Source organism: Streptomyces sp. NPDC006529 (genome assembly GCF_040611795.1).
In the GTDB taxonomy this organism is placed as follows: domain Bacteria; phylum Actinomycetota; class Actinomycetes; order Streptomycetales; family Streptomycetaceae; genus Streptomyces.
This window is the reverse complement of record NZ_JBEXPB010000094.1, coordinates 1-7,310: the sequence shown is the minus strand read 5'-3', so window position 1 is coordinate 7,310 and position 7,310 is coordinate 1. Positions and strand designations below refer to the sequence as shown.

Sequence of the window (7,310 nt, the reverse complement as noted above, 5' to 3'; positions counted from 1 at the left end):
GAGGGCTCACCGGTCGGCGGGAAGACCGCCTTCCTGTTCACCGGTCAAGGCAGCCAGCGCCTCGGGATGGGGCGTGAGTTGTATGACGCCTTCCCGGTGTTCGCGGATGCGCTGGATGCTGTGTGTGCCCGGTTCGATCTGGATGTGCCTTTGCGGGATGTCCTCTTCGGTGCGGATGCGGAACTGCTGGATCGTACGGAGTGGGCGCAGCCTGCGTTGTTCGCGGTCGAGGTGGCGCTGTTCCGGCTGCTGGAGTCGTGGGGTGTGCGGCCTGACTTCCTCGCCGGTCACTCCGTGGGTGAGATCGCGGCTGCGCATGTGGCGGGTGTGTTCTCGCTGGAGGACGCGTGCTCGTTGGTGGCTGCGCGGGGGCGTCTGATGCAGGCGCTGCCGGGTGGTGGTGTGATGATCGCTCTCCAGGCGTCGGAGGACGAAGTCCTGCCGTTGCTGAACGACCGGGTGAGCATCGCTGCGGTCAACGGGCCGCAGTCGGTGGTCGTTGCCGGTGACGAGGACGCCGTGCTCGCGGTGGTGGAGGCCTTCGCCGACCGCAAGAGCAAGCGGCTCACCGTCAGCCATGCCTTCCACTCACCGCACATGGACGGGATGTTGGAAGACTTCCGTGAGGTGGTGGTGGGGCTGGAGTTCGCCGCTCCGCGGATCCCGGTCGTCTCCAACCTGACGGGGGCGCTGGTCTCGGACGAGATGGGTTCGGCCGACTTCTGGGTGCGACACGTCCGCGAGGCCGTTCGCTTCCTCGATGGTGTGCGGGCCCTGGACGAGGCCGGGGTCACGACCTACCTGGAGCTGGGTCCGGGTGGCGTTCTCTCAGCGATGGGCCAGGAGTGCGTGACGGGTGAAGACACGGCCTTCGTGCCCACCCTGCGGAACGGCCGCCCCGACGCGGAGTCCGTGGTCTCGGCCCTGGCTCAGGCGCACGTGCGGGGTGTGGCCGTGGACTGGTCCACCTTCTACGCCGGTACCGGAGCCCGACGGGTGGAGCTGCCGACGTACGCCTTCCAGTACCAGCGCTACTGGCTCCAGCTGACGGGCGCTGGGCGCAGTCTCGCGGGCTATGACGCGGACTCCCGTTTCTGGGACGCCGTGGAGCGCGAAGACCTCGCGTCGCTCGTCGGCACGCTGGAGGTCGAGGACGACGGCGCCTGGGACTCAGTCCTTCCTGCGTTGTCGGCATGGCGCCGGGGTCTGCGGACCCAGTCGGAGGTCGACTCCTGGCGATACCGGGTGTCGTGGAAGCCGCTGACGGACGCTGCTGCCGGTGCTGTGCTGGATGGTGAGTGGCTGGTCGTGGTGCCGGCTGCGGGTGTGGATGACACGGCGGTGGTCGCTGCGCTGGGTGCTGGGGTGCGTCGGGTTGTGGTGGATCCGGGCATGGACCGTGGGGGTCTTGCGGGTCTGCTGGCTGGTGCTGGTGCTGGTGCTGGTGCTGGTGCTGGTGCTGGTTCGGTGGTTGGTGTGGTGTCGTTGCTGGCGCTGGATGAGGTGGGTGGGCTTGTTGCTACCGCCGCTTTGGTGCAGGCGTTGGGTGATGCCGGGGTGGGGGCGCCGTTGTGGTGCCTGACGCGTGGTGCGGTGAGTGTGGGCCGTTCGGACAAGCTTGTGTCTGCTGTTCAGGCGCAGGTGTGGGGTTTGGGTCGGGTGGCGGCTCTGGAGGTTCCGGAGCGTTGGGGTGGTCTGGTCGATCTGCCTGAGGTGTGGGACGAGCGGGCGATGGGCCGGCTGGTTGCGGTCCTGGGTGGTGTCGAGGACCAGGTGGCGGTGAGGTCCTCTGGTGTGTTCGGTCGTCGTCTGGTGCGTGCGGCGCGGGCTGGGGGTTCGTGGTCGCCGTCGGGGACGGTGCTGGTGACGGGTGGTACGGGTGCGTTGGGTGGCCGGGTTGCTCGTTGGCTGGCTGGTGCGGGTGTTGAGCGTCTGGTGCTGACCAGTCGCCGTGGTCCGGATGCTCCTGGGGTGGCTGAGCTGGTGGCCGACCTGGGTGTCGATGTGTCTGTGGTTGCGTGTGATGTTTCTGATCGGGGGGCGTTGCGGGAGCTGTTGGCTGCCGAGGCCGGCGCGTTGACGGCTGTGGTGCATACGGCTGGTGTGCTGGATGACGGTGTGCTGGATGCGCTGACGCCGGAGCGGTTCGAGAGCGTGCTGCGGGCCAAGGCCACCTCCGCGCTCAACCTGCACGAGCTCACGGTTGAGCTGGGGATCGAGCTCGACGCCTTCGTCCTCTTTTCCTCCATGAGTGGGTCGATCGGTGCTGCTGGTCAGGGCAACTACGCGGCTGCGAATGCCTACTTGGACGCGCTCGCAGAGCAGCGGCGGGCGGCTGGTCTGGCAGCCACCTCGCTGGCCTGGGGTCCGTGGGCCGAAGGCGGTATGGCCGCTGACGAGGCTCTCGAAGCCCGGATGCGCCGCGGTGGCGTACCGCCGATGGACGCCGATCTCGCGATCATCGCGTTCCGTGAGGCCGTCGGCACCGACGAAGCGGCCCTGACGATAGCCGACTTCGACTGGGCGGCCTTCGTACCCGGCTTCACTGCTGTGCGCGAGAGCCGACTGCTCGCCGATCTGCCCGACGTCGAGGCCCTCGACGAGGGCGCGCAGACCGCGGGCAACCGTACCGAGCGTTCGGCCCCGGAGCTCGTCGCGCGGCTCCGGAAGATGGCTGAGGGCGACCGCGAGCCGTTCCTCCTCGACCTCGTGCGTACGCAGGTCTCCCAGGTCCTGGGACACTCCGGTGTCGAGGACGTGGAGGCCGGACGGGCCTTCCGCGAGATCGGCTTCGACTCGCTCACCGCGGTCGAGCTGCGCAACCGCCTCGGTGCCGCCACCGAGCTGCGCTTCCCGGCCACGCTCGTCTACGACTACCCGACGCCGGCAGCTCTCGCTGCCCATCTGCGCTCCGAACTGCTGGGTGCCGAGGCCGAGGCGACTGCTGCCGTGGTCAGCGCCGTGGACGACGACCCGATCGCCATCGTCGCCATGAGCTGCCGCTTCCCGGGCGGTGTACGCACCCCGGAAGACCTGTGGCAGCTGCTGGCCTCCGGCACCGACGCGATCTCGGACCTCCCCCTGGACCGCGGCTGGGACCTCGACGCCCTGTTCGACGCCGACCCCGGCGCGCGGGGCACCTCGTACTCCCGTGCAGGCGGCTTCGTCTACGACGCAGCGGACTTCGACGCCGACTTCTTCGGGATCTCGCCGCGTGAGGCGCTCGCGATGGACCCGCAACAGCGACTGTTGCTGGAGACCTCCTGGGAGGCCTTCGAGCGGGCCGGCATCGACCCCGGCACGCTGCGGGGCAGCAATGCCGGTGTCTTCGTCGGCACCAACGGCCAGGATTACCTCTCCGTCCTCCTTGAGGAACCAGCCGGACTTGAGGGCCACTTGGGCACGGGCAACGCCGCCAGTGTGGTGTCCGGCCGCCTGTCGTACGTGTTCGGTCTGGAAGGCCCGGCGGTCACCGTCGACACGGCTTGCTCGTCCTCGCTGGTAGCCCTGCACTGGGCGATCCAGGCCCTGCGCAACGGCGAGTGCTCGATCGCGCTGGCCGGTGGTGTCACCGTGATGTCCACCCCGGGTACGTTCATCGAGTTCGCCCGGCAGGGTGGTCTGGCTGCTGATGGCCGGATCAAGGCTTTCGCGGCTGGTGCGGATGGTACGGGTTGGGGTGAGGGTGTGGGCATGCTGCTCGTGGAGCGGCTGTCGGATGCCCGTAGGAACGGTCACCCGGTCCTCGCGGTGGTGCGGGGTTCGGCCGTCAATCAGGATGGTGCGAGCAATGGGCTGACGGCGCCGAACGGTCCCTCGCAGCAGCGGGTGATCCGGGCGGCGCTCGCGAGTGCCGGGTTGTCGGCTGCCGAGGTCGATGCGGTCGAGGCGCACGGTACCGGTACGAAGCTGGGTGACCCGATCGAGGCGCAGGCGCTGCTGGCCACGTACGGCCAGGACCGCGAGGACGGCCGGCCGTTGCTCCTGGGCTCGGTGAAGTCGAACATCGGTCACACGCAGGCCGCCGCGGGTGTCGCGGGCGTGATCAAGATGGTGCTGGCCATGCAGCACGGCGTCCTGCCCGAAAGCCTCCACATCGACTCGCCCTCCCCGCAGGTCGAATGGACGGCGGGAGACATCGAGCTGCTGACCGAGCGGCGGGCCTGGCCGGAGACCGGCCGCCCGCGCCGCGCCGGTGTCTCCTCCTTCGGCTTCAGCGGTACCAACGCCCACACCATCATCGAGCAGGCGCCGCAGGTGGCGGTGGAGCCGATCGCCGAGGGCCCGGCGTTGCTGCCCGTGGTCATCTCGGCGAAGACGGAGGAGGGTCTGCGGGCCCAGGCCGACGGGCTGCGCACTTGGCTCCTCACCGACCCCGAGCAGCGGCTGACGGACGTCGCCAGGACCCTGGCGACGGGCCGATCGGCGTTCGAGGAGCGCGCGGCGGTCGTCGCCGCGGACCGGAAGGGTCTGCTCGCCGGTCTCACGGCCTTGGCCGAGGGCGCATCGGTGGCCGGGCTGGTGAAGGGCTCGCCGGTCGGCGGGAAGGCTGCCTTCTTGTTCACGGGTCAGGGCAGCCAGCGTCTCGGGATGGGGCGTGAGTTGTATGCCGCCTTCCCGGTGTTCGCGGATGCGCTGGATGCGGTGTGTGAGCGGTTTGAGTTCGAAGTACCGCTGAAGGAAGTGTTGTTCGCCGAGGATGCTGAGCTGCTGGATCGTACGGAGTGGGCGCAGCCGGCGTTGTTCGCGGTTGAGGTGGCGTTGTTCCGTCTCGTCGAGTCGTGGGGTGTCCGGCCGGACTTCGTGTCGGGTCATTCGATCGGTGAGATCGCGGCCGCGCATGTCGCGGGTGTGTTCTCGCTGGAGGCCGCGTGCACGTTGGTGGCTGCGCGGGGGCGTCTGATGCAGGCGCTGCCGGGTGGTGGGGCGATGGTGGCGGTGCAGGCGTCGGAGGACGAGGTCCTGCCGCTGTTGTCCGAGCGGGTGAGCATCGCTGCGGTCAACGGTCCGCAGTCGGTGGTCGTTGCCGGTGACGAGGACGCCGTGCTCGCGGTGGTGGGGGTGTTCGCCGACCGGAAGAGCAAGCGGCTCACCGTCAGCCACGCCTTCCACTCGCCGCACATGGACGGGATGTTGGAGGACTTCCATGAGGTGGTGGCGGGGCTGGAGTTCGCCGCTCCGCGGATCCCGGTCGTCTCCCACCTGACGGGTGCGCTGGTCTCGAATGAGATGGGTTCGGTGGAGTTCTGGGTGCGGCACGTCCGGGAGGCGGTTCGTTTCCTCGACGGTGTGCGGACGCTTGAGGCGGCGGGAGTCACCACGTACGTCGAACTCGGTCCTGACGGTGTGCTGTCGGCTCTGGCTCAGGACTGCACCACCGTCGAGGGCGCCGTCTTCGTGCCCGTCCTGCGCAAGGGCCGTCCCGAGGCGGAGACCCTCGTCACCGCGCTCGCCCGGGCCCACGTCCACGGCGTCCGGGTGGAATGGGCCGCTTTCTACGCGGGCACCGGCGCCCGCCGCGTCGACCTGCCGACCTACGCCTTCCAACGCCAGCGCTACTGGATCGAGCCCGGCACCCGCGCGGGAGACGTCACCGCGGCAGGCCTGGAGGAGGCCGCGCACCCGCTCCTCGGCGCGGCCGTCGCCCTCGCCGAATCCGACGGCTTCCTCTTCACCGGTCTGCTGTCCGCCGCCGCCCACCCCTGGTTGGCCGACCACAAGGTCATGGGCAGCATTCTGCTGCCCGGCACCGCTTTCGTCGACCTCGCGATCCGCGCCGCCGACCAGTTCGGCTGTGGCCTCGTCGAGGAGCTGACCCTCGAAGCCCCGCTCGTCCTGCCCGAACGGGGCGGCGTACAGATCCAGATGCACGTGAGCGCCCCCGACGCAGACGGAAGCGGCAGACGCGCCTTCACCGTCTCCTCCCGCGCGAAGGACGGCTCCTCCGACGAACCGTGGACCCGCCACGCCGGCGGCGTACTGGCTCCCACGGCCGCCCCCGCCCCGGCATCCCCCGTGGCGGGGGAGTGGCCCCCGACGGGCGCCGAACCCCTTGCGACGGACGGCCTGTACGCCGGCCTGGCCGAGGTCGGCATGGGCTACGGTCCGGCCTTCCGCGGTCTCACCGCCGCCTGGCGCCACGGCGACAGCGTCTACGCCGAGGTCGCCCTGCCCGAGCAGAACGCCGCGGCGGCACGCGACTTCGGCCTCCACCCGGCCCTGCTGGACGCCGCCCTGCACACCCTCGGTCTCGGCGTCCTGGGCGGCGCCGACGGCGAGGGCCGCCTCCCCTTCGCCTGGAGCGGAGTCACCCTCCACGCCGGTGGCGCCGACGCCCTGCGCGTACGCCTCACCCCCAAGGGAGAGGACGGCGTACGCCTGGAGATCGCGGACGCCACGGGCGCGCCCGTCGCGAGCGTCGACTCCCTCGTCCTGCGGGCCGTGTCGGCCGAGCAGGTGCGGGCGGCCCGCACCGCCCACCACGAGTCTGTGTTCCGCACCGTCTGGACGGAGCTCGCGCGGCCCGCCAACACGGCCACGGCGCACGAGGGCCGTTGGGCGGCCGTGGGCACCGAGGTCCCGGCGGCCCTCCGTGCCGAAGGGATCGACCACTACGCGGACCTCGCCCAGCTGGCGGCCGCCGTCGGCGCCGGAGCGCCCGTACCGGACGCCGTGTTCGTCGGCTACGGACAGGCCGGCTCGGCCTCGGAGGACCCCGCCGCCCCGGAGCTCTCCGTCGAGTCCCTGCACCGGGCCGCGCACCACGCCCTCGTCCTCGCCCAGACCTGGCTCGGCGACGACGCCTTCACCGGCGACCGGTTCGCCACCAGCCGCCTGGTCGTCCTGACCCGCGGCGCGGTCGCCGCCATCGACGACCCCGGGGCCGCCGACGCGCTCACCGACCCGGTGCACGCCGCCGTCCTCGGCCTGCTGCGCTCCGCCCAGGCCGAAGCCCCCGACCGGCTGGTGCTCGTCGACACCGACGGCACCGCCGCCTCAGCCCGCGCCCTGCCCGCCGCCCTCGCCTCGGGAGAGCCACAGCTCGCCGTGCGGGCGGGCGCCCTGCACGCCCGGCGCCTCACCCGCGTCGCCCGGGACACCGCCGACGAACCGACGACCGGCCCCGGCCGCCCCGCGTACGCACCCGGGGCGACCGTACTGATCACCGGCGCGGGCGGACTCCTCGGTGGCCTCGTCGCCCGCCGCCTCGTGGCCGAGTACGGCGTGCGCCACCTGCTCCTCGTCGGCGGCCCGGGGGGCAGCACCCCCCAGCCCCCGCGGCGAGAACAAACTGCACCCGGCTTAAAAGC

The 7,310-nt window shown here is 71.1% G+C and carries 1 pseudogene; it reads left to right on the top strand.

The features are described from left to right. Window positions 1-18 precede the first annotated feature (18 nt). Window positions 19-7,310 (top strand): annotated as a pseudogene (locus ABZY31_RS30900) (SDR family NAD(P)-dependent oxidoreductase); the annotation flags it as partial.